This window comes from Rhodococcus wratislaviensis, from assembly GCF_900455735.1.
GTDB lineage: Bacteria > Actinomycetota > Actinomycetes > Mycobacteriales > Mycobacteriaceae > Rhodococcus_F > Rhodococcus_F wratislaviensis.
In genome coordinates, this window is record NZ_UAUI01000011.1 from 109,973 (window position 1) to 135,281 (window position 25,309).

General features: G+C 66.4%; 18 protein-coding genes. 16 read left to right on the plus strand and 2 right to left on the minus strand.

Going from position 1 to position 25,309, the window contains the following annotated elements:
* Window positions 1–506 precede the first annotated feature (506 nt).
* The 4 genes from DTA22_RS14265 (at window position 507) to DTA22_RS14280 (ending at window position 9,154) form a co-directional block, all read left to right on the plus strand.
* Complete coding sequence (locus DTA22_RS14265) at window positions 507–3,794, plus strand: protein kinase domain-containing protein (protein ID WP_112299831.1); 3,288 nt, start codon at window positions 507–509, stop codon at window positions 3,792–3,794.
* 154 nt (window positions 3,795–3,948) lie between these two features.
* A complete protein-coding gene (locus DTA22_RS14270; RefSeq protein WP_112299832.1) occupies window positions 3,949–4,260 on the plus strand; it encodes a hypothetical protein in 312 nt (103 codons plus the stop codon).
* A gap of 122 nt (window positions 4,261–4,382) precedes the next feature.
* On the plus strand, window positions 4,383–5,570 hold the full coding sequence (locus DTA22_RS14275) for an epoxide hydrolase family protein (RefSeq protein WP_112299833.1): 1,188 nt from the start codon (window positions 4,383–4,385) through the stop codon (window positions 5,568–5,570).
* Window positions 5,571–5,914: 344 nt separating this feature from the next.
* Window positions 5,915–9,154 (plus strand): protein kinase domain-containing protein, encoded by a 3,240-nt coding sequence (locus DTA22_RS14280; protein ID WP_112299834.1) that lies wholly within the window; start codon window positions 5,915–5,917, stop codon window positions 9,152–9,154.
* A gap of 26 nt (window positions 9,155–9,180) precedes the next feature.
* Here DTA22_RS14280 and DTA22_RS14285 read toward each other — a convergent pair whose 3' ends face one another.
* On the minus strand, window positions 9,181–10,095 hold the full coding sequence (locus DTA22_RS14285; RefSeq protein WP_245973426.1) for a LysR family transcriptional regulator: 915 nt from the start codon (window positions 10,093–10,095) through the stop codon (window positions 9,181–9,183).
* A gap of 137 nt (window positions 10,096–10,232) precedes the next feature.
* Here DTA22_RS14285 and DTA22_RS14290 point away from each other — a divergent pair, with 137 nt between their 5' ends.
* The 12 genes from DTA22_RS14290 to DTA22_RS14350 all read left to right on the plus strand — a co-directional run bounded on the left by DTA22_RS14290 (window position 10,233) and on the right by DTA22_RS14350 (window position 24,505).
* Complete coding sequence (locus DTA22_RS14290; protein ID WP_160118505.1) at window positions 10,233–11,432, plus strand: ATP-grasp domain-containing protein; 1,200 nt, start codon at window positions 10,233–10,235, stop codon at window positions 11,430–11,432.
* 35 nt (window positions 11,433–11,467) lie between these two features.
* Window positions 11,468–12,334, plus strand: a complete 867-nt coding sequence (locus DTA22_RS35925; RefSeq protein WP_160118506.1) for a CoA-binding protein — start codon at window positions 11,468–11,470, stop codon at window positions 12,332–12,334.
* Between the two features lie 30 nt (window positions 12,335–12,364).
* A complete protein-coding gene (locus tag DTA22_RS14305; protein ID WP_112299836.1) occupies window positions 12,365–13,987 on the plus strand; it encodes an acyl-CoA carboxylase subunit beta in 1,623 nt (540 codons plus the stop codon).
* Window positions 13,988–14,028: 41 nt separating this feature from the next.
* On the plus strand, window positions 14,029–14,547 hold the full coding sequence (locus DTA22_RS14310) for an acetyl-CoA carboxylase biotin carboxyl carrier protein (RefSeq protein WP_160118507.1): 519 nt from the start codon (window positions 14,029–14,031) through the stop codon (window positions 14,545–14,547).
* Window positions 14,544–15,947 (plus strand): acetyl-CoA carboxylase biotin carboxylase subunit, encoded by a 1,404-nt coding sequence (gene accC, locus DTA22_RS14315; RefSeq protein WP_112299838.1) that lies wholly within the window; start codon window positions 14,544–14,546, stop codon window positions 15,945–15,947. The genes DTA22_RS14310 and accC overlap by 4 nt, the downstream gene beginning before the upstream one ends.
* Complete coding sequence (locus DTA22_RS14320) at window positions 15,944–17,374, plus strand: hypothetical protein (RefSeq protein ID WP_160118508.1); 1,431 nt, start codon at window positions 15,944–15,946, stop codon at window positions 17,372–17,374. Before accC ends, DTA22_RS14320 begins: the two co-directional genes overlap by 4 nt.
* Before the next feature lie 6 nt (window positions 17,375–17,380).
* Window positions 17,381–18,877 (plus strand): pyruvate carboxylase, encoded by a 1,497-nt coding sequence (locus tag DTA22_RS14325; protein WP_112299840.1) that lies wholly within the window; start codon window positions 17,381–17,383, stop codon window positions 18,875–18,877.
* A complete protein-coding gene (locus DTA22_RS14330) occupies window positions 18,870–19,295 on the plus strand; it encodes a Zn-ribbon domain-containing OB-fold protein (protein ID WP_112299841.1) in 426 nt (141 codons plus the stop codon). The genes DTA22_RS14325 and DTA22_RS14330 overlap by 8 nt, the downstream gene beginning before the upstream one ends.
* Window positions 19,292–20,836, plus strand: coding sequence for a class I adenylate-forming enzyme family protein (locus DTA22_RS14335; RefSeq protein ID WP_112299842.1), 1,545 nt, complete (start codon window positions 19,292–19,294; stop codon window positions 20,834–20,836). The genes DTA22_RS14330 and DTA22_RS14335 overlap by 4 nt, the downstream gene beginning before the upstream one ends.
* Before the next feature lie 3 nt (window positions 20,837–20,839).
* Entirely contained in the window at window positions 20,840–22,012 is a 1,173-nt protein-coding gene (locus DTA22_RS14340) for a thiolase C-terminal domain-containing protein (RefSeq protein WP_112299843.1), read from the plus strand.
* A 91-nt stretch (window positions 22,013–22,103) separates the two neighbouring features.
* Window positions 22,104–23,507, plus strand: coding sequence for an MFS transporter (locus DTA22_RS14345; protein ID WP_245973425.1), 1,404 nt, complete (start codon window positions 22,104–22,106; stop codon window positions 23,505–23,507).
* Window positions 23,508–23,683: 176 nt separating this feature from the next.
* Window positions 23,684–24,505: a YncE family protein gene (locus DTA22_RS14350; protein ID WP_245973424.1), complete on the plus strand. Its 822-nt coding sequence runs from the start codon at window positions 23,684–23,686 to the stop codon at window positions 24,503–24,505.
* A gap of 54 nt (window positions 24,506–24,559) precedes the next feature.
* On the opposite strand, the gene DTA22_RS14355 is transcribed toward DTA22_RS14350, so the two are convergent.
* On the minus strand, window positions 24,560–25,240 hold the full coding sequence (locus tag DTA22_RS14355; protein ID WP_112300347.1) for a GntR family transcriptional regulator: 681 nt from the start codon (window positions 25,238–25,240) through the stop codon (window positions 24,560–24,562).
* Window positions 25,241–25,309 lie beyond the last annotated feature (69 nt).

Genomic DNA, 25,309 nt, shown 5'->3' on the forward strand with positions numbered 1-25,309 from the left:
TCGCCCCATCGCCAGCACAGCGTGCCTCGTCCTGACAGCACCGCGCGCGATGCACGAGGAGCCGCCCGCGGCCGAGGAAGAGGGGGGCGTCCCCGGCCACGAGCGGCGGACGGCCTCCCAGCCGAGGGGGACCGGTCAGGGGGCCTGGCTGCCACTCGGGGCCGTCGAGCCCGGGGCAGCGTGGATGCCGGGTACCCGCCGACGTGCGGGGCTACTCGCTTCGGGCAGGAAAAGTTTCGCCCGAGTGACCCCGCCGGACGCGCACGAGAGCGCGAGGCCCCGGGAACGAGTGCGCGGGTGTTTAGTTGCGCGTAACACGAACTTTGCGGGTGGCGATGCAGTCGGCGTTCCCCGAAGTCGGAGGCGTCGTCGCCCCTTGAAGGGAATCCCGAGAGAACCCCGCCCCGAGTGGGCGTAGTCGGCGATATCCTTGGTACATCCTCGAGAGGCCAGCAGTGGTGTATTTCCTTCGACAGTGGCTCGGGCCGTAAGAATCGATGTAGTCGATGACTGACATCGATCCCTTCGCGACGCAACGCGACGCGTCGGGTTCGGTGACGGCCGACCTGGCGGCTGCCGGATTCGAGGACGCTCGAGAGATCGGGCGCGGTGGTTTCGGCGTCGTCTACCGCTGTACCCAGGCGGCGCTCGACCGCACCGTGGCAATCAAGGTCCTCACCGCAGACCTCGACGAGCAGAACCGGGAACGATTCGTGCGCGAGCAGCGCGCGGCGGGCAGGCTGACCGGGCACCCCAATGTCGTCAATGTGCTCCATGTGGGTGTCACCGATAACGGTCGGCCGTACATCGTCATGCCGTATCACGCCCAGGACTCACTCGACGCGCGGATTCGGCGCCACGGACCGCTCCCGCTCGACGAAGCGCTGCGGCTCGGGGTGAAAATGGCCGGTGCCCTCGAGACCGCCCACCGCCTCGGGATCCTGCACCGCGACGTCAAGCCCGGGAACATCTTGCTCACCGACTACGGGGAGCCGGCACTGTCAGATTTCGGCATAGCCCGAATCGCCGGCGGGTTCGAAACCACCGCCGGCGTCGTGACGGGTTCGCCGGCGTTCACCGCCCCCGAGGTGGTGACCGGCGAACCCCCGAGTGCTGCTGCCGACGTGTACGGCCTCGGTGCCACGCTGTTCGCTGCGGTGACCGGTCACGCTGCCTTCGAACGCCGCAGCGGGGAGCAGGTGGTTGCCCAGTTCCTGAGGATCGCCGCCGAGCCTGGTCCGGACCCACGAAAGCACGGTGTCCCCGAGGACGTCAGCACGATCATCGAACGTGCCATGTCCGGCACCCCGGCGAGCCGCCCCTCCGCCACGGAACTCGGTCAGCAACTCCGAGCATCTCAACGCCTCCATGGTTTTCCCGTCGACGAGATGGCACTGTACGCCGAGGCGGGAACGGTGCAGCCAAAGGAGAACGTGATGGTGCCGCCGCCTCACCAACTCGTCTCCCATGCACACGAATTCTTTCGCGAGGTGACAAGTTTCGTCGGACGCCGCAATGAAGTAGCCGCAGTCAAGGCGCGTCTGTCGGATTCTCGGATAGTGACCCTCACCGGATTTGGTGGGGTAGGGAAAACCCGGCTGGCGTGCCGGGTCGCCTCGGAAGTGCGCAGAACCTACACCGGCGGCGTCTGGTTTGTGGATCTCGCCTCGATCTCCACCCCAGACCTTGTCGTCAGCGCGATTACAGAGGCGCTCGACATTCGAGACGGAATGAATGCGGACGGTAGTCACTTCCTGTTCGAATTCCTCGGTGGAAGACATGCACTCATCGTCTTGGACAACTGCGAGCACCTGATCGAGGCGAGCGGAAGCGTCGCCGCCGAGATTGTTCGGCGGTCGGACCGCGTGGAGATCCTGGCAACCAGTCGGGAGCCTCTCGGTGTGCTGGGTGAGACCGTGTTCGAGGTACCCCCCATGCCGGTCCCCGACGAAGCTGAACTCGCCGACGGACAGAACGCCAAGAGCTTTCATTCCGAGGCGGTCGATCTTTTCGAGCAACGCGCTGCCTCCGTAGTCCCCGGATACACCCTCGACGACGTGAGCCGCCTGGAGGTTGCACGCCTGTGCCAGCGGCTGGACGGCATCCCTCTGGCGATCGAACTCGCAGCGGTCCGGATCAGGTCCCTTCCCCTCGACCGCGTCCTGTCGCGCGAGGGAGCACTGTTCGAAATTCTGACCCGAGGAAACCGTGGCGGGCCGGTGCGCCATCAAACGCTGCGTGGCGCCATCGATTGGAGCTTCGATCTATGCTCGCCGGAGGAGCAAGTCCTGTGGGCGCGGCTGTCCGTCTTCGCGGGCGGCTTCGATTTCGATGCGGTCGAGAGCGTCTGCACAGATCAGGAAATGGTTCCGGACGCGTTTGACCTGATCTCCAGTCTTGTCGAAAAATCGGTCATTTCCACCGTCCAATCCGGATCGACAGTTCGATACAAACTGCTGGAAAGCATCAAGGACTACGCGGCCGAGAAACTTGCCGAGCAAGGCCACGAGGACACGTGGCGCAGGAATCATCGAGACTATTTCCTGCATTTGTCCGAACGCAGCGAGGCGCAGTCACTGGGATCAGGGCAGCTGGTATGGAACCGTCGACTGCGGCACGAGCGGGCGAATCTGCGGTCGGCGCTGGAGTACTGCCTGTCCACGCCAGGGGAGGCCCGAATCGGTCTCCGGATGGCGGGTGCGCTGTGGTTCTTCTGGAACGCGAGTGGTCTGCTGCGCGACGGGCGGTACTGGCTGTCCCGGGCCTTGGAGGCAGACCGGGAGGCGAGCAGCGAGAGGGCGAAAGCGCTCTGGGTGATCGCGTGGAACGCCATGGTTCAGGGCGACAACCCGACCTCCAAGCAGTATTTGCTGGAATGCAGCGCCGTCGCGGAAGCGATCGGTGATCGAACCGCCCAGGCGTTTGCAGTTCAGTTCCGGGGTGCGGCGGAGATGCTCGGAAACGGAAATCTCGACGTCGCACTGGAGTACCTGACTGCAGGCATGGCACTTCACGCCGAGTCAGGAGAAGTCAATTCTCTGACACTGCTGGGCGGCGCTCAGCTCGCTTTAGTGCACTGCCTGTCCGGAAACCTGGAACAATCCCTTGCCTGGGCGGACGAAACCATCGCCGCAGGTAAGTCGCTGAAGGAGCACTTCTCGACGTCATGGGCGCTGTGGGCCCGCGGACTTGCCCTCTGGACCCAGCGCAAGTACCCGGACGCTTCGGACTCGTTGAAAGAAGCGCTCGAACTGAAGCAGTCATTGAGTGACTGGTTGGGCGTGAGTACATGCACCGAGATTCTGGCGTGGATCGCGATCGAGGAAGCAAACCCCGTCCGATCCGCCCGCCTGCTCGGTATCGGGCGCACACTGTGCGGCGAGATGGGGAGCTCTCCACTCTTCGGAAACGACACGTTGATCCGCACGCGGACTCGTTACGAACAACGCACCCGTCAGCTGCTGGGTGACGCCGCATTCGAGAAAGAATCCCGGGCCGGTGAACGTCTCGAACACCTCGCGTCGATTGAATTCGCGTTGCACAAGCGCACGTCCGAGCCAGCGGCGCCGGTCACTCCTTCAGCGAAGGTGAAACTCACACCTCGTGAGAAAGAAGTGGGAAAGCTGGTGGCCCAGGGACTCACCAACAAGGAGATCGCGGAAAAGTTGGTCATCTCGCCCCGCACCGCAGAAGGACACGTAGATCGGATCCTCACGAAGACCGGACATCGATCCCGCGCGCAGCTTGCCGCCTGGATCGCCCGCCAGGAGAGCATCGAGTCCCGAAATCCGTAATTCGGGCAGTACCACCCGATGCGTTGGGTGCTGATCGGGCTGAAGTCATCGAAGGCTTCGCTGGTCCCCGCAGGTACCTGCGTAGGAAACGCGGGTAGTGAAGCACGTAGATCTTCGCCGTTCCACTCGCCCAGCAATTGCGAGTCTTATCGGCATGAACAGCACACACCCCCACCAAGCCAAGGCACACACCACCGGCACCTCCTGGAAGCGGTTCGCCACCGTCGGAGTCGCCGCCGCCGCAGTCGGCATCATCCCCGCCGGCGTCTCGGCCGCATCCACCAGCACACCGGCACCCATCCCCCTCGCGGCCGTCGTCAGCCACGACATCCCCCGCGATCACGACAACCCCATGCAGCAGCAGCGCCGGCACGACCGTCAACGCGAGCAGAGGCAGGACCGCCGCGCCGAACTCACCATCGGCAACGAGATCCTCGACGGCTGGATCAGCAGCAACCCAAGGTAGACGGTCGCACCGTCGAAGGCTCCCCGAGGGCCGAACCAACGTCATCGCTCCCTGGTCCCGCCAGGGTCACCAATGCAACGAAACCCCTTCTCGACCAACACCAACACAGCAAGGAAACCTCCATGTCTTTCACAACCGACGTCACCATCCGGCCGTTCACAGTCGAGTTCCCCGAAACCGAACTCGAGGCGCTGCGTGAGCGCATCGAGGCCACCCGCTGGCCCGAAACGGAGACCGTCGCCGATCAGTCGCAGGGCACACCGCTCGCGACGAGCAAGGCACTGGCGCAGTACTGGGCCTCGGAATACGACTGGCGCAAGGTCGAGGCGAAGCTGAATGCTCTGCCGCAGTACATCACCGAGATCGACGGGTTGGACATCCATTTCATTCACGTCCGCTCGAAGCACGAGGATGCGTTGCCGCTCATCGTCACACATGGGTGGCCCGGTTCGATCGTCGAGCAACTGAAGATCATCGACCCCCTGACCAATCCCACCGCCCACGGTGGCGACGCATCGGATGCTTTCCATCTGGTGATTCCGTCGATGCCCGGCTACGGCTTCTCGGGAAAGCCCACGACGACCGGCTGGGGCCCCGACCGCATCGCACGTGCCTGGGTGGAGCTGATGAAACGCCTCGGGTACAACCGCTACGTGGCACAGGGCGGGGATTGGGGTGCGATCGTGACAGAGGCGATGGCGGTGCAGGCACCGCCGGAACTGCTCGGCATTCACACCAACATGGCTAAGGTGGTTCCACCCGAGATCGACCAGGCGCTCCTCACCGGGCATCCCGTGCCATCCGATCTGTCCGACGACGAACAGGCTGCGTGCGACCAGCTGGCATTCTTCTATCAGCACATCGGCTACGCCGTGGAGATGGGGTCACGCCCGGAGACACTGATCGGATTGGCGGATTCACCGGTCGGTCTGGCGGCCTTCATGATCGACCACGACCCGGCGAGTTTGGCGCTGATCTCGCGGGTCTTCGCGGGACAGCCCGAAGGCTTGACGCGAGACGATGTACTCGACAACATCACCCTGTTCTGGCTGACGAACACGGCGTTGTCAGCGGCTCGTCTCTACTGGGAGAACAAGGCCCCGTTCTTCGCCGCCGGTAGCGTCTCCATCCCGGTTGCCGTGAGCGTCTTTCCCGACGAGCTCTATCAAGCACCGCGCAGCTGGGCAGAGAAGGCCTACCCCAACCTCATCCACTTCAACAAGCTCGACAAGGGCGGGCACTTCGCCGCCTGGGAGCAGCCCCAGCATTTGGTGGACGAGGTTCGCGTGGGCTTGCGGTCGCTGCGATAACGACCGCAGTGGGACGTGTGCGCCGGCGCACGACCTGAGGGCGACCGGGCGGCTTCTTTCCGAGCCACCCGGTTCGCCTTCGGCTGTGCAGCCAACTCCGTGTTCACCCTTCTCGTCGACTTCGCCGCGGTGCGGCTCGGCGGTCCACTGTCGTGGCTGGATAGAGGAGTGGAGCCGCTGGGCGCACGGATCGGGAGGTTGGAAAGCGGGTGGTTGGTCCGAAGCCTGCTGCGATCTTCGGCGCCGGGCCGGGTCGTGCGGCGATATCCTGGGGTACATCGTCGAGAGGTGAGCAGTGTGGCATTCGTCGGCAGTGCCTCGAGCGGGATGAATCGATGTAGTCGATGACGGAGGTCGATCCGTTCGCGACGCAACGCGACGTGTCCGGTTCGGTCAAGGCGGAGTTGGCGGCGGCCGGATTCGAGGACGCCGAGGAGATCGGCCGCGGCGGATTCGGGGTCGTGTACCGGTGCACCCAGGCTGCGCTCGATCGCACCGTGGCGGTCAAGGTCCTCACTGCCGACCTCGACGAGGAGAACCGGGCACGGTTCCTGCGAGAACAGCATGCGGCGGGCCGGTTGACGGGTCACCCCAACATCGTCACTGTTCTCCACGCCGGTGTCACCGCGAACGGTCGGCCCTTCATCGTGATGCCGTACCACGCTCAGGGTTCTCTCGACGAGCGGATCCGGCGCCACGGACCGCTCCCGCCCGACGAGGCGCTGCGACTCGGGGTGAAGATGGGCGGCGCCCTCGAGACGGCGCACCGCCTCGGGATCCTTCATCGCGACGTCAAGCCAGGGAACATCCTGATCACCGACTACGGCGAGCCGGCGCTGACGGATTTCGGCATCGCCCACATCGCCGGCGGGTTCGAAACCGCGTCCGGCATCGTGACGGGTTCGCCGGCGTTCACCGCCCCCGAGGTGGTGGCCGGCGAGCCCCCGACTCCTGCCGCCGACGTCTACGGGCTCGGCGCCACCCTATTCGCTGCGTTCACCGGTCATGCGGCCTTCGAACGACGCAGCGGTGAGCAACTGATGGCACAGTTCCTGCGAATCACGGCCGAGCCGGTTCCGGACCCGCGCGTGCACGGCATTTCCGAGGACGTCAGCGCGATCGTCGAACGTGCCATGTCTGCCGAACCCGGGGTCCGGCCCTCCGCCGTGGAACTGGGTCGGCAACTCCGTGAGTCCCAACGTCATCACGGGTTCCCGGTCGACGAGATGGCGATGCATGCGGAACCGGCCGCGGTGCAGGGCGGAGCCTCGGTCCGGCACTCCTGGTCACCGGCGGATTCGGGCCGAACGGGTGGACTTCCGCTGGAGCTGACCAGCTTCGTCGATCGCCGCACGGAGCTGGCCGAGGCGACGAACTTGTTGTCGACGGCCCGGCTGGTGACGTTGACCGGAATCGGCGGGGTGGGCAAGACCCGGCTTGCTCTGCGTGCCGCCACCAAAGCGCAACGGAACTTCTCCGACGGTGTGACATTGGTGGAACTGGCTGAGCTGTTCGATGATTCGCTACTGGCGGGGGTAGTGGCGGCCGCACTGGGATTGCGCGACCAATCGGCGCGCCCCTCGCACGAGGTGCTCGTCGAGTTCCTTGCCCCGCGTGAGCTGTTGCTCGTGCTGGACAACTGTGAGCAGGTGGTGGCCGCTGCGGCGAAGCTCGCAGAAACCCTGCTACGCGCATGCCCTCGGTTGCGGATTCTCGCGACGAGTCGCGAACCGCTCGGGATCGGCGGGGAATCCACGCTCCTGATCCCCCCACTGCCCGCCCCGGATCCCGATCACCTGCCGAAAGGGCTGCCCCGCAACGATGCGGTCACCCTGTTCGCGGAACGCGGCGCCGCCGCCGTCCCGGGATTCGAGCTCACCGAGGACAACAAGGTCACCATCGCCCGAATATGTCAGCGGCTGGACGGGTTGCCCCTACCGATCGAGCTGGCAGCCGCACGACTTCGCGCGATGACGCCCGACCAGATCCTGCAACGCCTCACCGACCGCTACCTGCTGCTCACTCGTGGCAGCAGGGACGCGCCGTCGCGGCAACAGACGTTGCGGATGTGCATCGACTGGAGTTACGACCTGTGTACCCCTGCGGAACAACGGATGTGGGCGCAGCTGTCGGTGTTCGCGGGCAGTTTCGAACTCGAGGCTGCGGAACAGGTCTGCGGCAGTGACGATGCCGAGGACCTTCTCGACACGGTGACGTTCCTCGTCGACAAGTCGATCCTGACGCGGGAAGAGTCGGGTACCGCGGTGCGGTTCCGGATGCTCGAGACCGTCCGCGCCTACGGGCGGGAAAAGGCGCAGGAGAGTGGCGACTACACCGAGCTTCGCCGTCGGCACCGTGACTGGTGCGAGCGGCTGGCCGTCGAGGCGGAATCCGAATGGATCAGTTCCCGGCAGCTCGAGTTGATCGCCCGTCTGGGCCGGGAACAACCGAATATCCGCGAGGCGCTGGATTTCTGCGTGTCCGACAGTCCCGAATCCGGACTTCGGATCGCAGCCGCCATGTACCCGTTCTGGCTGTCCCGGGGTTTGTTCAGAGAGGGACGACGCTGGCTCGGCCGCCTCCTGCCCGGGCAGCCGGCCGAGCCCTCGGTCGATCGCGCCAAGGCGCTCTACGCCGGCAGCGTGCTGGCAGGCGTGCAGGGCGACATACCGGTATCGGACACACTGGCCGAAGAGGCGCAGGCGGTCGCCGCACAGACGACCGATCCGGTGGTCCGCGCGCACGCCGAACACGCGGTCGGATACGCGGCGCTGTTCGCGGGGCGCCTTCCCGACGCGCGCGTACACCTCGAGGAGGCCGTCCAGGGGTTCGCGGCACGCAACGACCTCCACGAGGTCGCCGCCGTCGTGGGGCTCGGCATGACGCACGACCTCTTGAACGACACCGAACGAGCCATCGAATGCCATGAGCGCGTCCTCGCGATCACCGAGGCGCACGGCGAATCGGTGTATCGGTCGTATTCGTTGTGGGCGCTGGCCGTTGCGGTGTGGCGGCTCGGGGACAGAGCACGGGCGGTCCGGCTCCTCGGGCAGGCGCTCCAGATCGACCGCCGGGTGAACGACCGACTCAGTGCCAGCGTGTGCCTGCGGTCACTCGCGTGGATCGCCGCCGAGGAGCGGAACATGGAGCGATCGGTCGTATTGTTGGGCGCCGCAGACGAGTTCACGCGGTCGGTGGGCAGTTCGACGGTCCTGGTGCCCGGCCTGAGCGTGTACCAGGACGAGTGCGAACGCCGAACGCGAGAGGCGATGAGTGAGCAGGCTTTCGCCGCGGCCCACCGAAAGGGTGCGGCGCTCGGTTTCGACGCAGCCGTCGCCTACGCACTGGGCGAGCAGGTTTCGCCCTCGCCGACGTCCGGCGGTCCGTCGCCCACGCCGACGAAGCGGGAGCGTGAGGTTGCCGCACTCGTCGCCGAGGGACTGACCAACAAGGAGATCGCCGCTCGGCTGGTGATCTCGCCCCGCACCGCACAGGGGCACGTGGAACATCTCCTGACGAAGCTGGGGTTCAATTCACGTGCACAGATCGCGGCGTGGGTCGTGGAATCGCAGAGTGAGGGGTGATCAGGCGAGAGCAGCGGCGCGATCACTTACCTGACGATCGGGTGGTCGCGGGACCAGTCCGCGCTGACCTCGCGCAATGCCTGGATGAGCTTGCGCACCGCCGGTGCCGGCTGAGTGTCCGACCGCCTGATCATGCAGACGGTCAGCTGAGGCGGCTCCCAATCCGTTGCAGGAGTGACAACTTCGTCGGCGCAGTGGTCGCGGAGCGTATGCCGGGGCAACATGGCGATACCCACGCGGGCCGCGACCATGAGCAGGCTGGTGTGCGGGTTCGTCGTTTCGTAGACGATGTCCTGTGCCGGCGGTGCGAACGCGGTGTCCACCAACTCCCGCAGGGCGAAACCGTGCGCGGACACCACCCAGGACTGGCCGGCGAGGTCCTGAATTCCCACTGTCGACTTGCCGGCCAGAGGATGTCGCCGGGATACGCACAGCACGACCTCGTCGGAGATCAGATCGGTTGCGGTGAGGCTTGCGTCGGAGGCCGGGTCGTTGGCCCTCACGACGAGCCCGAGGTCGAGTTCGCCGTTCGTGACGCTGTCGCGCACACCCTGGGAGCCGGACTCCCACACCGAGAATCGCACGTTGGGAAACGAGTTCCGATAGAGCGGAACCACTCTCGGTAAAAGTATCTGGCTGGCCGTGGTGACTGCGCCCAGGCGCACGCTGCCGCTGCGCAGCCCGTTGATCAGCCCCGCCTCCTCGCGGAGAGCGCGATCGGCCTGCAACACCTGTCGAATGTGCGGTAGCAGAATCCGGGCCTCCGCGCTGGGAAGAACCCCGTTGGCGCGACGGATCAAGAGGACGACGTTGAGGTCCTCCTCGAGTCGCCGGATCTGCTGGCTGAGAGTCGGCTGCCCGATGCCCACCTCCTGAGCAGCCTTGCGCAGCGAACCGAGGCGGATCGCCGCCTCCAGATAGCGCATCTGCTCCGACCTCATGCCGCGACCCTAGACCTGAGTGATCGACGATGGCAATCACCCCGGTCGCTCGCGCTCACTTCCTTGAATCAGTTACCCGGATCACACTGGGAAACGAATCGAGAGGCCCGGGGAGGGCCCCAAACGAAGGAGACGCGATGCCCCGCGCCACTGAGAGCGCCGCAATGCCATGGCTGCGCAGGGTCGGCCTGACGACGCCCGAGTTGGTCGTCGTGACGGATGAGCACGAGCTTGCACCGGACGGGCCGGCGTTCGGCCCGCCGTGGGTTGTGAAGCCCGACGTCGCCGGCAGCGGCAAGGGCCTCGCCGGCCTCGTGCACATCTGCAGGTCCCGGGACGAGCTGTCCTCCGCCGTCGCCGCAACCCTTCGGAGCGGTGCGCCCGCGGTGGTGGACGAGTACGTAGAAGGTGACGAGTGCTACCTCTCCATCGCATTGGACGAGAGCGCACGCGGGGCCGTCGTGCGGGTGAGCGCCACCGGAGGTATCGGATTCGACGCGCACGAGGCGGCAGCCGTGACGGTCGGACTTTCCCGAGGCATCAACGACCCGATGGTCACCGACCTGCTGGACCGGGCCGCCGTGAACGATCCCGGGCTGCGGACCGCGCTGAACAGTGCCCTGCAGGTCCTGTGGACCGCCTTCTGCGACGCGGAGGCCGTCCTCGTCGAGGTCAACCCGTTCCGCTGGGACGGTCAGCGACTGGTCGCCGTCGGTGTGGCGGTCGAGTTCGACCCTCACGGTCATCCCGACGCGCAGACACTCCGCCCGTCGGGACTGGTCGAACCCGACCCCGTCGTGGACCGCGCGCCCACCCCGCGCGAGCTGGCGGTCCGCGAGGCCGACACCGCCGAACCGAACAGGGCGGGCATCAAGTTCTTCGAGTTGGACGGCGACGTCGCCTGCATGATCACCGGCGGCGGTGCGGGGCTTCTCGCCCTGGACTACCTGACCGACCTCGGTATCCGTCCCGCGTGCTACCTCGACGCCTCACCGGGTGCCGGTAGCGCGAAGCTGCAGACTCTGTTCAGTTCGGCGCTCTCCGTCCCCGGGCTTCGCGGGGTGCTGTTCGGCGGCGCCGTGCTGAGTCTCGCCGATGCCCGTGACGTGGCGGTGGAGTTCGCTGCTGCCGCGGATCGGGCCGGATTCGACTCGACACGGGTGCCGACCGTCGTCCGGCTGGCCGGCCCGCACGAAGCGGAGGCGCACGCCGTCCTCCGCCGGCGTCTGCCCGGAGCTCTCGTCCTGGATCGCGCAGCCTCGCTCGAAGACGCATGCGACCTACTGCTGACCGCGATGGAGCAGTCATCGCAGGAACTGGAAGGGCTCGTCCGATGATTCGTGAACTTCTCGAAGCCCGTTCAGGTCTTCTCGTGCAAGGCATCACCGGCAGGCAAGGGCAGCTGGAAACCCGGTGGATGCTCGATTCGGGTGTCGACGTGGCCGCCGGTGTCACCCCCGGCAAGGGTGGTTCCGCGGTCCACGGCGTGCCGGTCTTCGACACCGTCGCGGAAGCAGTTGCGGCGACAGACTCCCGGGTCGCGATGAGCTACGCGCCGCCGCACGCCGCCGCGGATGCGGTAGTAGAAGCCGCACAGGCGGGCATCGAACTGATCGTGGTCAGCTCGGAGAACATCCCGCAGCATCGCTGGCTCCGGGCGCTCGAGGTCGCGCGAGAGCACCACTGCCACGTCATCGGACCGAACTCCCAAGGCGTCGTCGTCCCCGGCGTGGGCCGAATCGGCTGCCCCGGCGGCGACGAACCGTGGCAACGGTTCGCGCCCGGCTCGGTCGGCATCGTCTCTCGCAGCGGCGGCATGGCCTCCGAACTGGCGATGCTGATGCGCAACTGGGGATGGGGAACCAGCGTGCAGATGTCCATCGGCGGCACGCCCGCGGTCGGAACCACCCTCACCGAAGGCGTCGAACTCGCCGCAAGCGACCCGAACACCCGTGCTGTGGTGGTGTTCGGCGAACCGTCCGGCGGCCAGGAAGTCGACCTGGCAGTCGCGGTGGCGGACGGCCGAATCGACGTGCCGGTCATCGCGATGGTGGCAGGGCGCGCCGGCGATTCCCTCCCGACGACTCTGCCGTTCGGTCACGCGCCGCGCAGCGCCGACGGCGCCACCGTGCAGGAAAAGTGCGCAGCGCTCGCCGACGCAGGGGTCCTCGTGGCCCGCTCCACCCACCACGTGCGCGCCCACCTCGCGGACGTACTGCCGGCCGCGGCGCTTCGCTGACCGCCATCCCTGACAGAAGGAAATCTCGTCATGACCCAGATCGAATCCGGAGCGGTGGCCCCGGTCCTGACCGTCGGCACCAGCGCAGCGGACAGCACCGGCCGGCCGTGGTTCGAAGCGGAGATCGCCAAGCGCCGTGAGTTCGCTCTGGCGATGGGCGGCCCGGACAAGATCGAGCGCCAACACGCGCGCGGCCGACTGACGGCGCGTGAACGCATCGAACGGCTCGTCGACGAAGGAACGTGGCGCGAGATCGGCATGATGACCGGATCAGCCCGCTACGACGAACGAGGGCAGCTGATCTCGGTCGAGCCGTCGAATGTCGTGTGCGGGCAGGCGAAGATCGACGGTCGGGACGTCATCGTCGTCGCCGAGGACTTCACCGTCCGAGGGGGATCGTCGGAAGCGACCAACCCCGAAAAATGGCAGTACGTAGAGCGACTGGCGTTGACGTACCGTTGGCCGGTGATCCGGCTCGTCGAGACCGCCGGCGGCAGCGTCAACCTTCTCGAGCAGATGTCTGCCACCAAGATTCCCGGATACCCGCACTGGCCGATGGTGGAGTTGCTGGCCACAGTTCCCGTCGTCGGAGTCGCGCTCGGCGCAGCCGCAGGCCTCGGCGCGGTCCGGGTATGCGCAAGTCACCTGTCGATCATGACGGCCGAGGGTTCCTACCTGTTTGCGGGTGGACCCGCAGTCGTGAAGAAGGCGGTGGGCGAGGACGTCACCAACGCCGAGCTCGGCGGCTCGGGTGTGCACGCGCGTGCATCGGGTGTGGTCGACAACGAGGCGGCCGACGAATTCGAGGCACTCGACGACGTCGTCCGATTCCTGTCGTACCTTCCGTCGAGCGTTCACGAGCTCCCCCCGGTGAGGGCCTGCGCCGATCCGGTGGATCGTCGTGACGAGGCCCTGTCCACGACGATCCCGGAGATCAAGCAGTACTCGTACGACATGCGCAAGCTGCTGGCCTCGGTCTTCGACGACGGGAGCCTGTTCGAGATCGGACGGTATTTCGGACAGTCTCAGATCACGATGCTCGCCCGTCTCGACGGTCGCACCGTGGCGGTCCTCGCGAACGATCCGATGTGGCTCGGCGGATCGTTGACCGTCGATTCCGCCGAGAAGATCACCAGGTTCGTCGACATGGCCGACACGTTCCACCTGCCGGTGGTGAACCTGATCGACCAGCCTGGCACGTTTGTCGGCCGCGACGCCGAGCAGAAGGGCACCCTCCGCAAGGGCATCAGGACGGCCATGGCCCTGGAGCAGGCTCGCGTGCCCTGGCTCTCGCTGTTCGTGCGTCGGGCCTACGGACTGGCCGGCGCCGCCTACGGCCCGATAGGCGGTGGCAGTATCAATCGGCGTCTCGCCTGGCCGACGGCGCACTGGGGATCGATCCCCATCGAGGGCGGCGTCGAGGCCGCCTACCGACGCACCCTGGCCGAAAGTGATGACCCGGACGCGCTCCGGGCCGAACTCTACGCGCGGTTCCAACCCGTGGAGAACCCGTTCCGAACCGCGGAAAGGTTCGGAATCCAGGACGTCATCGACCCCCGCGACACCCGTCCGATGCTGTGCGAATGGGTACGTCAGGCATACCGAATCCTGCCCGCACAGCTCGGCACGACCGCACGCACCATGCGCGCCTGACCGAACACCTCATCGCGAAAGCCACTTACGAGGAGCAGACCATGAATCTCCAACACGCAGACGTCCGACGCATTCTTGAACTACTGGACACCGCAGAGCATCTCGATTCGCTGGACCTCCGGATCGGCGACGTCGTCCTGCAGGCGCGCAAGCCTGGGGCCGCGCCGGTGAGTGTGCTGCCGGTCGAAGCTCTCGCGCCGACGACCGCCACCGCGGCCCCGGCCGTGCCGACGCCGGCGACCGCGCCGGCCGCCACGGTCACCGCGAGCAGCAGCCCGGCACCCTCCGAAGTCCCGGATCGGATGATCGCCATCCGGGCACCCATGCCGGGCACGTTCTACCGCACACCGGCACCGACCCAGCCGCCGTTCGTGGAAGAGGGCCAGCAGATCGACGCCTCCGCGACACTCTGCCTGATCGAGGTGATGAAAATGTTCAACACGGTCCCGGCGCCGGCAGCGGGCCGGGTTCATTCGATCCTCGTCGAGCACGGTCAGGCCGTCGAGCACGAGCAGATCCTGATGATCGTCGATCCCACCGAGCCGGAGGCCGCAGCATGACCGGTGACATCCCAGTCGTTCGGCACGACATCCGGAGAGTGTTCGCCGCCAATCGCGGCGAGATCGCGGTCCGCATCATCCGGGCGTGCCGTCACCTCGGCATCGAGACCGTGGTCGGGGTCTCCGACGCGGACGTCGACAGCCTGGCCGCGCGGATGGCCGACGAGGTCGTCGTCCTCGGCCCGCCGCAGCCGACCCACAGCTACCTCCGCGCGGACCTGCTGATCCGGGCGGCGAAGCAGACCCGTTGTGACGCGGTCCATCCCGGCTACGGATTCCTGTCCGAACGAGCGTCGTTCGCCCGTGCCTGCGGTGACGCCGGCCTGATCTTCATCGGCCCGACACCCGAGTCGATCGACAGCATGGGCGACAAGATCACGGCGGTGGGCCTGGCATCGGAGGCCGGGGTTCCCTGCGTGCCCGGCTCGGGGGCGGTGTCCGATCCGGACGAGGCTCTGGCGATCGCCACGGAGATCGGGTTTCCAGTGCTGATCAAGGCGACCGCGGGCGGCGGGGGCCGCGGCATGCGGGTCGTGGGCTCGGCGGCGGAACTTCCGGAACTGTTCAGGTCCGCGTCGTCGGAGGCGCAATCGGCGTTCGGCGATCCCACCCTGTACGTCGAGAAGTTCATCGAACGCGCACGGCACATCGAGATCCAGGTCATCGGTGATCAGTTCGGCAACGTCGTCCACCTCGGTGAGCGAGAGTGTTCGACGCAGCGGCGGCATCAGAAGCTGATCGAGGAGGCACCCTCGCCCGTGCTCGGGACGAACGAGCGGGCAGCCATGGGCGAGAGCGCGGTTCGTCTCGCCCGGAACGTGGACTACGTCGGTGCGGGCACCGTCGAGTTCGTGGTCGACGACCGAGACAACAGCTACTACTTCCTGGAGATGAACACCCGCATCCAGGTCGAGCATCCCGTCACCGAAATGATCAGTGGGCGCGACCTGGTGGCCGAGCAGATCCGTATCGCATCCGGGCTGCCGCTGTCTTTCACGCAGGACGAGGTGGTCCTGGACGGTCATGCGATCGAGTGCCGCATCAACGCCGAAGACCCCGATCGCGGCTTCTTCCCCAGTCCCGGGTTGGTCGAGGAGTGGGTACCACCGAGCGGGCCGGGCGTTCGGGTCGACACCCACTGCTACTCGGGATACACGGTGTCGCCGTACTACGACTCACTTCTCGCGAAGATCATCGTGCACGCCCCCACCCGAGCCGAGGCGATCGAGAAGATGAGCACGGCCCTGTCCGAGTTGACGGTCAACGGTCCGACGACCACCGCGCCGTTCCACCACTCGGTGCTCGCGCACCCCGACTTCGCCGCGGGAGCGGTCACCACCCGATGGGTCGAGGACACCTTCCTTCGTCAGTCCCTCACAGAGGCAGGAGCATCGGCATGAGCAGCCACCGGCTCACCTTCACCGACACCAGCCTGACCGACGGCCAGGCCGCGGTATGGGCGGGTGCATTGGATAATCGGATGGTCCTCGCCCCCGCCGCCGCGCTGTCGTCCAGTGGCCTCGCGGCGGTCGAGGTGCTGAGCCCGGCAGTCCTGGACGAATGCATGGCCCGCGGCGAACACCCGCTGCAGCGGGTGGAACTCGCCCATCGACACTACGGCCCGGTTCCGCTGCGGGCCACCGTCAACCTGCTGACCGGGCATGGGCGGCCGGGTGCCGACGTCCTCGGACCCACGGCGATCGACCGCTGGCTGACGGCACTGGCCGCAGCGGGCCTGCGGCAAGTAGTCCTGCTGGATCCGCTGCTGGATCCGGTCCGTCTCAAGGCCGCGCTGGAATCTGCCACCACCGTGGGACTGACCGCCATTGCCGCGCTTCCCTATACAGCCGACGACGGAGTGTCCGACGAAACCTATGCGGAGCGCGCCGCATCGCTCGCCGCTGCCGGCGCCGACCGAGTCATGCTGCGAGACGAGAGCGGAGTCCTGACACCGGACCGGGCGCACACCCTCGTCCCTGCACTGGTGTCGGCGCTCGGTGACACTCCCCTCGACCTCCACACCCGATGCCACACCGCACTCGGGACCGTCGTCGCCCTCGAGGCCGGCCGGCTCGGCGTCCGCGGCATCGACACCGCACTGCCCTCGGTCGCCAACGGCGCCTCCCTTCCGTCGCTGCCGTCCTTGGTCCGCGTCCTGCGACGTGACGACGTTCAGGATCTGCCCGACCTCGACGCTCTGCAGTCCGCCGATGCGATCCTCGCCGTGATCGCCGATCAGGAAGGCTTGCCCGCGGCAACCCCGTGGCCATTCGATCTGGCGACGTATGTCCATCAGCTGCCGGGTGAGGTGGCGGCCTACTTCCGGAGCACCCTGCGTGAGCGCGGACAGTGGGCCGACCTGCACGAGTTTGCCGCCGAATGCGCGGCCGTGCGCCGTGACATGGGCGCGCCGCCGATGGTGGCCCCCTTCGCCCGGGCGATAGCCGAACAGGCGATGTGCCACTTCGGTGGGGAACAGAGATACGAGACCCTCCGTCCGGTTCTTCGCAGGTTGCTGCAGGGCGTGTACGGCACGGTGGACGGTGACCAACGCGTCGAACTCCAGGCGCGTGTCGGCTCGGTGTTGACGTCCGAATCCGACTCCCCGACAATCGAAGCGGATCTTGCTGCCGATGAGGACGTTCTGCTCGCGTGGATAGCCGGAGTCACGGTCGCGACCGTCCCGCGGAGAGTGGACGTGCAGCCCTACGAAGCGTCGACACCCTACGAAAGCCTCACCCGGGGATTGCTCGAGCGCGCCGGTCGCTACGCCACGCTGACCGTGTCCGCGCCCGGTCTCCGCATCCATCTGCAACAGGAAGGGTGAATCACCGTGCTCACCAACCTTCGTCACCTCGTCGAGGCCGACTTCGCCCGGACGGGTAGCCGCCGGACGATCGCCCTCACCGACGGCACACTCCGGGATGCGCATCAGTGCCTGTGGGCGACCCGGATGCGCACCGAACACATGCTGCCCATCACGAGGCGGATCGCCGACGCGGGATTCGGTGCCGTCGAGGCCATCGCGATGGTCGGCTTCGACGCGGGAGTTCTGTTCCTCAATCAGGACCCGTTCGAACGGGTGCGGCTGCTCGCTGACCGGATCACGACGGCCCCGCTACGCGCGGCCGTCCGCAGCAACCTGCTTCACGGCTTCTACCCGCAACCGGACGACATCAACGAGCTGTTCGTCGAGCGGATGTTCGTCAATGGCATCCGTGACTTCGCGGTCCTCGACTCCCTGCACTCGTGGGACAACGTGGCACCCGGGATCCGCATCGCGAAGCGGCTCGGCGCGAAGGTCACGATCGCTCTCGTGTTCAACCTCGCACCGGGTTACGACGACGATTTCTACGTCCGGCAGGCTCGGGAGGTCATCGACAGGTTCGGCGTGGACACGATTTCCCTTGCCGACGCGGGCGGCAGCCTGACCGTCGAACGGACCCGGACGCTGGTACCGGCGCTGCGGGCGGCGATCGGCGAGACCCGGTTGGAGCTGAACACGCACTGTTTGACCGGGATGGGTCCGCAGGTCGCGCTCGAAGCGGCCGTGTACGGAGCGGATCAAATCCTGACCGCCGTCGATCCGCTGGCCAACGGCAACTCGTTGCCGTCGGCTCAGATGATGGCCCGGGATCTGCGCGCCCTGGGGTTCGATGTCGACGTCGACGACCGATCACTCGACGAGGTCGGGGACTACCTGGGCAAGCTCGCCGCGCAACTGGACTACCCCGTCGGAGTTCCCGCGGAGTACGATCCCGCCAATTACCAGACGCAGTACGCCGGTGGCGCCATGACGAATCTCGAGGCTCAGCTGAAGGCCGCCGGAATTGCCGACAAACTTCCTGCGGTGATCGAGGAGATCGGACGTGTCCGTGAGGAATTGGGTTCGCCGGTCATGGCTACGCCGTTCCCCGCCATCGTCGCCGCCCAGGCCGTCATGAACGTCCTGAACGCCGAGCGTTACGCCGTGGTTCCGGACGAGGTGAAGAAGTATGTGTGCGGATACTTCGGTGCGCTGCCGCTGCCCGTCGACGACAACGTCAAGGACCTCGTGATGAACAACGGGTCGCGCGACATATCCGAGACACCGCCGCAACTCGACCCGATCCTGCCGGAACTGCGCAGGCGGTACGGGCACCTGTCGCCGGACGAGATGATCCTGCGGTACATGTACGGCGACCAGAAGATCGACGCACTCGTCCCGGTCGAGGACAGCTTCCGCGTCGAGCAGTCGATCGTGGAGCTGGTGGCCGGCCTCGGGCGGATGCAGAGCACGCACAACGTGCGCCTGGTGGCCCCCGGAATCGAACTGCGGGCCAATGGCTGACACCACACTACGGCCGGAACCCCGGCCCACCGCCGAGACCGCGGGGTACTGGGAGGCGGCCCGGGAGGAACACTTGGTGGTCCAGCGCTGCGAGAATTGCGGGCGTCACCAGTTCTACCCCCGCGCTTTCTGTACCGCCTGCCTCTCCGAGAACCTCGAATGGGTGGAATCGGCGGGCGAGGGGAGCATCTACACCTTCACGGTCTGCCGGATTCCCGCCAATCCGTCGATGGCGGACAAGGTTCCCTATGCCGTGGCCGTCATCGACCTCGACGAGGGAGTGCGCCTGCTGACCAACATCGTGGACTGTCCGATCGATCGCATCCGCGTCGGTGCCCGCGTCGAAGTGCGTTTCGAACGGATCAGCGCTGAGACGACCCTTCCCCAATTCACTCTGACAGAGGTGGACGACCGATGATCACCGACTACTTCGACGCCGGTGCCGCCCGGTACCCGGAGCGAACGTTTCTGCAGTCCGACACAGTGCGGCTCAGCTACCGGGACGTCGTGGTCGCGTCACACGCGATCGCGCACGGACTGACCCGGGAAGGGCTGGCGAGCAGCAGGATCGGAATTCTGTCCCCCAACCATCCCGACGGCTTCGTGGCGATGCTCGGCATCCTGCGTGCGGGCGCCACCTATGTGCCGCTCAACGCCCGCGACCAGATCGAGGACCTGATCTGGTTCATGCGATTCACGGCGGTGTCGGCGTTGGTGTACCACGAGCAGTACCTTCCCCACATCGACCGGATCCGGTCCGAAGTACCCACGCTCACCGCCTGCATCGCGTTCGGTGAGCACACCGCGCCCGGGCTCAGCACCGAGGCCTGGAAGCGGGAGCACAGCGGACAGACCTGCAACACCCGACGAGACCTCGACGACATTGCGCTGATCAAGTCTTCCGGCGGCACCACCGGCCGCCCGAAGGCCATCATGCAGAGCCACCGCTGTCTGCTCGCCGCCTACCGGATCGCCAACCAGTTCACCGCACCAGCGAAGGAGCCGGTGCACCTGGTGGTTGCACCGCTGACCCACGCTGCGGGAGCGACGGCAATGGGGCTCTCGGCCTTCGGCACCCGAAACGTGATCGCGCCGTCGACCGATCCCGCGACGGTCCTCGAACTGATCGAGCGGGAGCACGTCACGCACCTGTTCCTGCCGCCGACAATGATCTACCGGATCCTGGCGCATCCCGACGCCCGAACACGCGATTGTTCCTCCCTCGAGTACGTCATCTACGGCGCCGCACCCATGTCCGTCGACAAACTCGAAGAAGGACTGAAGCTGTGGGGTCAGGTCTTCGTCCAGTTCTACGGTCAGTCCGAGGCACCGGGTGTGATCACGTGCCTGTCCCGGCAGGATCACTACCTCCGGGACGATTCCGCGGGTGTGAAGCACCTCGCGTCGGCGGGCCGGCCGACCGGGGCTTGTGAGGTGGCGCTGATGGATGAGGCCGGCAACTTCGTCCCGGCCGGTGAGCGCGGGGAGATCGTCGCCCGAGGCGAGCTGGTCTGTCCCGGGTACCTCGACAACCCCGAGGCAAATGCCGAAGCCCACCGCTTCGGCTGGCACCACACTGGAGACATCGGGGTCTTCGACGAGAGCGGATACCTCTATGTCGTCGACCGGACGAAAGACGTGGTGATCTCCGGCGGTTTCAACATTTACCCCAGCGAGATCGAGCAGCTGATCTGGTCGCATCCCGCCGTGCAGGATTGCGCGGTCGTCGGCGTGCCCGACGAGGACTGGGGTGAGCGGCTCACCGCGGTGATCGAACTGAAGTCGGAGTCCGAGGCGACAGCCGAGAACATAATCGAGATGTGCCGCAACCGGTTCGGAAGCATGAAGACACCCAAGCAGGTCGAGTTCTGGGAGTCGTTGCCGCGCAGCGCCGTCGGCAAGGTCCTGAAGAAGGACGTCCGCGCCAAGATCATCGCCGCCCACCTGCGGGCGGACTGAGAGATGGCGGACAACGCAGCACTAGCGGGACGGTACGCCATCGTCGGGGTCGGCGAGACCGGTCTGGGCAAGGCGCCTGCCGGTGCCACGGCACTGTCGCTGCAATGCCGGGCCGCCCGCCTGGCGATGCTCGAGGCCGGGCTCGCCCCGGCCGACATCGACGGGGTCTTCGCTCATTGGGACGACCGCGCGAACGCACTGCTCGTGTCCGAGTACCTGGACATCCACCCACGGTACGTCGACAACACGGTGGTCGGCGGCCAGTCCAACATCACCCACCTGGTCCACGCGATGGCGGCAATCGAGGCAGGCCTGTGCGAGGTCGCCCTCGTCACTTATGGCAGCACCCAGCATCTGGACAAGAGTCGCGCGCGGGGCGGGATCGTCCAGGACCCGCGGTCACCGATGGGCCAGTTCGCGACGCCGTACGGAATGCTCAATCCGGTCGGGTACTACGCCATGCTGGCCCAGCTGTACTGGAGCCGATTCGGCTGCGTACCAGAGCAGCTCGGAGAGGTAGCCCTCGCCGCTCGCCGGTGGGCGCAGCTCAATCCGAACGCGGCACGTAGGGAACCGTTGACCATGGAGGACTATCTCGCGTCACCGGTCATCGCCGACCCACTCCGCAAGCTCGACATCTGCCAGATCAACGACGGTGCCGGCGCCATGATCCTGACGAGCGCGGGACGGGCCGCCGATCTGGCGCAGAAACCGGTATCGATTCGAGGTTTCGGTGACACCTACCGACATCACATGACGCCGCTCGGCAGCGAGGACTGGCTCGACAACGGAGCGCTACGCGAGATCGCCGACGACGCGCTGGCGATGGCGCGGCTCGACCGCCAGGACGTCGACGTCGTCCAGATCTACGACGCATTCACCATCAACGTGCTCGTCGCGCTCGAAGGCCTCGGGTTCTGTGAACCAGGTGGTGCCGGCACATTCGTCGGTGGCGGGCGAATTGCCCCCGGCGGGACGTTTCCGCTCAACACCTCCGGGGGAGGGCTCTCCTTCAATCATTCCGGTCAGTTCGGAATGCAGCTGATGATCGAAGCCGTCCGCCAGCTGCGCGGCGAATGCGACGCACGCCAGGTCCCGGATGCGCGTACCTGTCTCGTGCAAGCCGGAGGAATGGTCATGTCCGCATACATGGTGATGATCCTCGGCACCGACTGACCCATCGCTGAATCTGCGCCCAAATCCGCGTCTTTCGACCGGGGCCGGTCGCGAACTTCGTCGACCCCGAATACACCCAAGGAGGTTCGTCATGGACAAGACCACTGCGGCGCCAGAAGTCATGGTGACTGCCAACCTGCTGTCGCGTCTCGACCGGCTGCCGATGACGCGGACAGCTCTGCTGACAACTATTCTCGTGACCGTCATCTGGGTCGCCGAAGGGTTCGAAACGGGGGTCATCGGGCCGATTTTGTTGCTCGTCAAGGAGCCCTGGGGCCTGACGGCTCAGGGAACCGCCCAGCTCGGGATCGCGTCCACCGGCGGCATCATCGTGGGCGCAGCCCTCGCCGGCCGCGTCATCGACCGGTACGGCCGTAAAAGTGTTCTACTGTGGGGTGTTTCGCTGTTCTCGCTGTTCTCGGCGCTGTGCGCAGTATCAGCGGATGTCGGGTGGATCATGGCGATGCGTGTTCTCGGCGGGCTCGCATTGGGTGCGGTCTTCCCCATTCCGTACCTCATGCTCTCCGAACTGCTCGGTACCCGATCCCGCGCCAGAATGATCGCGGCGGCGTCTGCGGTGCTCGCGCTGAGCTATCTGGTCCCGCAGGCGGCGGCCCTCGTCATGGTCGGTGATCTGCCGGTCGATCTGGCCTGGCGCATCCTGTTCCTCCTCGGTGGCCTGCCGATCCTCGCGGTGCCGCTGATCTATCGGAATCTGCCCGAAAGTCCTCGGTGGCTGTTGTTGAAGGGTCGCGCAGACGAGGCGCGGGCACTGGTCGAGCAGCTGGAACGCGAGGCCGGGTACAGGCACGAGAACGAGCTCGTGCACCCGGAGATCGCCGCCGTCGTACGGGTCGAATACGAGGCGGGCGCCGAACGAGGAAGCGGGACAGCCGATCTGTTTCGCCGGCCACTTCTCGGGAGATTCATGCTGTGCCTGCTGATCTGCGCCGGTGCAAGCGCGGGCGCCTATGTGCTTTTGGTCTACGCCTCGGTCATGTACGCGGATATGGGGATGACACCCCGGGGAGCGTTGGTCACCACCATTGGAATCATCATTGCCGGCGCGGTGGGGGCGATCGCGGTGGGACAGTTCGCCGACAGGCTCGGCCGCAAGAAGACCTTCCTCCTCTACAGCGTCGGCGCGATCTTCGGATTCAGCGCGCTCGCACTGTCTCAGAACATTGCACTCGCTGTCACATGCGGGATTGTCAGCGCGTTCTTCTGCACGGGTTTGGTTCCCTTCACCAAACTGTTCACTTCCGAGCAATTCCCCACCCATGCGCGGGGAACCGCCGCCGGATTCGTGGAATCCGCGAGCAGGTGCTTCGGTGGAGTCCTCGTCGTCGCATCGATCCCCTTCATACAGACGACGCTGGGGGCGAGTGCACCGTTCTGGCTGATCTGTGCGATCTTCCTCGTGTGCCTCGGCCCCGTCATGTTCGGTGCTCGTGAAACCCGTGGCATGAGCATCGACCAAGCAGGAGCGGCCTGAGTTCCCTCCTCGCTTCGACGAGGCTGCCGTTCGGCACAACTCGGACATTCCGCACGGCTGGCGGTGGGAGAATGGCGACTACGGGAGATCCGTAGTCGACGGGGGAAGTCGTGGACGGAATGGTCGGCGTTCACAGGCCACGCAGCGCGTGGACGCCTTGGGTTACCGTGGCCGCGATGCTCTTCACCGTTGCGGCGTGCGGGCAGTCGCGGAGCGACTCCACCGTCGACGATGCCCCGTTGGGGACACCCACAGTCACCGCCACGGTGAATGTCGGTGAGGGACCACTGCTCGATGTGACGGTCGACCCGTCCACCGGCACCGCATACGTCACCAGCAGTCGCGACGACTTGCTGTCGATGATCGACGCCGACGGCGGCATCAGCGCCATCGAGGTGGGCCGGGCCCCGGCCGGGGTGGCGGTCGATCCGTCCACCCACACGGCGTATGTGACGAGTCTGGCCGAGGGCGCGGTGTCGGTGATCGACATCGGATCGCGGACCGTCACGGCCACCATCCCGGTCGGTGCCGTGCCCCAGGGCATCGAGGTGGATCCGTCGACCCACACCCTCTATGTCGCCAACGTCGAAGACGGTTCGGTGTCCGTGATCGACACCGGGACCCGCACCGTCTCCGCCACCGTCGAGGTCGGGGACCGGCCCGGGGGAATGGGCGTCGATCCGTCGACCCATGCGCTGTACGTCGCGACGACGGGACCGGGCGGGGCAGTGTCGGTGATCGATCCCGAAACCCTCACCGTCACAGACACCCTCCAGGTCGGGAAGCAGCCCTACGGGGCGACAGTCGACCCGTCGGCGCGCACCGTGTACGTCACCAATTTGGATGACCGTTCGGTGTCCGTGATCGACACCGAGACCCGCACCGTCACCGACACCGTCCCGGTCGGGAGCGGTCCGCAGGGTGTGGCCGTGGACCCGACCAGCCACACCGCCTACGTCGTCAACCTCGACGACTCGGTGTCGGTGATCGAGCGGTAGGGGAGTCAGCTCCCCCACGCGGTCAGGTTCGGAGCACCGCCGCCTGGGGTGCGCTCACGGTTCGGTCAGCTCGGCCTCGGGGCCGGGAATGCCACCGAGGGCCGCGGCCAGGCGTTCCCGCGCCCGGCTGAGGTGGCTGGTGAGTATCTCCGCGGCCGCGTCCCCGTCGCCGGCTGCGATGGCATCGAGTATCTGCTGATGCTCGGCGGCGATGCTCTGGTTTGTCAGTAGATGCTTGCCCTGAACCTGGACCATGCACAGCCGCACTTCGGACACCAGCGCCCGGAAGGCGCGGCTGGTCCGTGGGCTGCCCATCGCGGTGACCAGTGCCGTGTGGAACCGCATGTCCGGTTCGACGATCGCGAGCGGGGTGGCGTCGGTCATCGCCGAGATCTCCGCATTGGCGTCCACGGCCTCGTCGGGAACGATGCGGGTCTTCGACAGTTCGCGCAGCACGGCGGCTTCGAGATGTTCGCGGGTTCGGTAGATGTCGCGGACGTCATCGGGCCCGAGGTTCGGCACGCGTGCGGTCTTGTGGGTGCTGCGCTGCAGCAATCCCTCGCCCACCAGCTTCTCGATGGCCGCTTTCGCGGTCGGTCGGGCCACTTCGTAGCTGCGGGCAACTTCGGCCTCGGTCAGCGCGTCGTCGTGGGTGAGTTCGCCGGAAAACAGTCGTTGACGCAGCTCCACAGCCAGCGCGTCGACTATCGAGAGCGCCGAGACCCGTCCCGCCATGTCGATCTCCTCCACTCGTGGATGAACTACCCGATCTTCCCACGACGACGCACATGCGTTCTTGACAGT

Bases quoted from the DNA above. Each gene is read 5' to 3' on its own strand.
- DTA22_RS14345 (WP_245973425.1), top strand. From the start codon at position 22,104: ATGGACAAGACCACTGCGGCGCCAGAAGTCATGGTGACTGCCAACCTG.
- DTA22_RS14270 (WP_112299832.1), top strand. From the start codon at position 3,949: ATGAACAGCACACACCCCCACCAAGCCAAGGCACACACCACCGGCACC.
- DTA22_RS14310 (WP_160118507.1), top strand. From the start codon at position 14,029: ATGAATCTCCAACACGCAGACGTCCGACGCATTCTTGAACTACTGGAC.
- DTA22_RS14340 (WP_112299843.1), top strand. From the start codon at position 20,840: ATGGCGGACAACGCAGCACTAGCGGGACGGTACGCCATCGTCGGGGTC.
- DTA22_RS14285 (WP_245973426.1), bottom strand. From the start codon at position 10,095: ATGAGGTCGGAGCAGATGCGCTATCTGGAGGCGGCGATCCGCCTCGGT.
- DTA22_RS14355 (WP_112300347.1), bottom strand. From the start codon at position 25,240: ATGGCGGGACGGGTCTCGGCGCTCTCGATAGTCGACGCGCTGGCTGTG.
- DTA22_RS14335 (WP_112299842.1), top strand. From the start codon at position 19,292: ATGATCACCGACTACTTCGACGCCGGTGCCGCCCGGTACCCGGAGCGA.
- DTA22_RS14290 (WP_160118505.1), top strand. From the start codon at position 10,233: ATGCCCCGCGCCACTGAGAGCGCCGCAATGCCATGGCTGCGCAGGGTC.
- DTA22_RS14320 (WP_160118508.1), top strand. From the start codon at position 15,944: ATGAGCAGCCACCGGCTCACCTTCACCGACACCAGCCTGACCGACGGC.
- DTA22_RS14350 (WP_245973424.1), top strand. From the start codon at position 23,684: ATGCTCTTCACCGTTGCGGCGTGCGGGCAGTCGCGGAGCGACTCCACC.
- accC (WP_112299838.1), top strand. From the start codon at position 14,544: ATGACCGGTGACATCCCAGTCGTTCGGCACGACATCCGGAGAGTGTTC.
- DTA22_RS14330 (WP_112299841.1), top strand. From the start codon at position 18,870: ATGGCTGACACCACACTACGGCCGGAACCCCGGCCCACCGCCGAGACC.
- DTA22_RS14305 (WP_112299836.1), top strand. From the start codon at position 12,365: ATGACCCAGATCGAATCCGGAGCGGTGGCCCCGGTCCTGACCGTCGGC.
- DTA22_RS14275 (WP_112299833.1), top strand. From the start codon at position 4,383: ATGTCTTTCACAACCGACGTCACCATCCGGCCGTTCACAGTCGAGTTC.
- DTA22_RS14280 (WP_112299834.1), top strand. From the start codon at position 5,915: ATGACGGAGGTCGATCCGTTCGCGACGCAACGCGACGTGTCCGGTTCG.
- DTA22_RS14265 (WP_112299831.1), top strand. From the start codon at position 507: ATGACTGACATCGATCCCTTCGCGACGCAACGCGACGCGTCGGGTTCG.